The organism is Psychroflexus sp. MES1-P1E (assembly GCF_002836055.1).
In the GTDB taxonomy this organism is placed as follows: domain Bacteria; phylum Bacteroidota; class Bacteroidia; order Flavobacteriales; family Flavobacteriaceae; genus Psychroflexus.
The window spans coordinates 1-1,685 of sequence record NZ_PJBS01000268.1; the positions used below are offsets into that span (position 1 = coordinate 1).

The following is a 1,685-nucleotide window of genomic DNA, read 5'->3' on the forward strand; positions in this document are numbered from 1 at the left end:
GTTTGCTGTCTAAATTTTAGAAACTCGGCTGGAAGACAGCCTCAGACAGTCTAAAATTTTACGACACCTTCACTTTAATTTTTACGGCTTAATTTAGTAGGCCGTTTTCTAGCTATTGAGAAACTTCTCATCTCGTGTTTCAATAAAACTACTTTTTGAATTAAAAATTCTCAATTATAAATTAATAATTATTTTAACTCACCTCTCACGACTCGTCACTCACGGCTATTTACTCCCTTAGGTTTAGTCGAGCGGTAGTTTTTATAAAAATTGAATTGTTGATTTTGAAATTTTAAATATCAAATAAGATCAATCTTTTAAATTTTTAATGACCAATTCAAAATTAGTCTACGGGTCTTTTTTTACTCTTTATAATCTTTATCTTTGATGAAAAATTGAGAGCAATGAAAATATATACTAAAACTGGAGATAAAGGCACTACTTCACTGTTTGGCGGGAAACGTGTTGCTAAACACAATATCCGTATCGATAGTTATGGAACAGTCGATGAGCTAAATGCAAACCTTGGCTTGGTCCGTGATCAGGATCTTGATGCAGATTCTAAAATGGGTTTAATCATTATACAAGAAAAGCTATTTACCGTTGGTGCTATTTTGGCTTCAGATCCAGGGAAAGCCTCCAATGCAAATAAAATTCCAAAGCTTAAAGAAGAAGACATTTTCTTTTTGGAGAATGAAATCGACAGGATGAATGCAGACTTACCAGAAATGACTCATTTCGTTTTGCCAGGTGGACATGCATCAGTGTCTCATTGCCATGTTGCCAGAACAGTGTGTCGACGTGCAGAGCGTATTTGTACTGCCTTGTTCAATTTAGAGCCTTTCGATGATAAGGTACTTCAGTATTTAAATCGACTATCAGATTACCTTTTTGTCTTAGCAAGATGTATCGCTAAGCAGAAAAATGCCGATGAGGTAAAGTGGATTCCTGATACTTCTAAGTAGGAGGTGGTTTCGTAGTGGTAAGTTTGCAAGTTAAAAAGTTTCGATTTTTGTTTATTCGAGTAGTTGAATGTTTTTGCTTTTATAAAACAGAAGTGTAATTTTAAATTTCTTTACTTCAATATTAATTATTCGTTATTTTATCGAGTAGAGGAGTTTTGTGTATTCGAGTAATCGCATAGTCGGATGATGAATATCGAATATTAAATTTCTCTAATTCACTATTCTGTATTCAGCAATCTTTATTCAATAGGCTGTTTTTCTTTGTATTGTGGAACTTGAAGCCTTGAATTCACTATTGTCATTCCGACAGAGAAGTTCTTTTACTTCAACGAGGAATCTCTCCCATTCCGTACAAGGCGATAGCCGCGGTGCGGAATCTGTTTTAGTGTAATCTTTATTTAAGATTTAGATAAAATTAGTGTTTTCATTCCTTTTTTCCATTGATGAAAAAACGAACCAAAAAAATCTAGGCTGACGAAATTCCTCCTAAAATCATCGCTCACCCTCTAAATTTTAGAAACTCGGCTGGAAAAACAGCCTCAAACAGTCTAAAATTTTACGAGGCTTTTGCTTCAATTTTTACGGCTTAATTTAGTAGGCCGTTTTCTAGCTATTGAGAAACTTGTAATTTTGAACCTGAAATTGTCATTCCGACAGAGAAGTTCTTTTACTTCAACGAGGAATCTCTCCCATTCCGTACAAGGCGGCAGCCGAAATACG

Annotated in this window: 1 protein-coding gene; it reads left to right on the forward strand. The window is 34.8% G+C overall.

Annotation, left to right across the window (positions count from 1 at the left end; all coding sequences use genetic code 11):
• The first annotated feature begins 404 nt into the window (after positions 1-404).
• A complete protein-coding gene (locus CXF67_RS09625; RefSeq protein ID WP_102088565.1) occupies positions 405-965 on the forward strand; it encodes a cob(I)yrinic acid a,c-diamide adenosyltransferase in 561 nt (186 codons plus the stop codon).
• Positions 966-1,685: the final 720 nt, after the last annotated feature.

Coding starts and splice junctions, on each gene's coding strand:
- CXF67_RS09625 (WP_102088565.1), top strand. CDS start 405: ATGAAAATATATACTAAAACTGGAGATAAAGGCACTACTTCACTGTTT.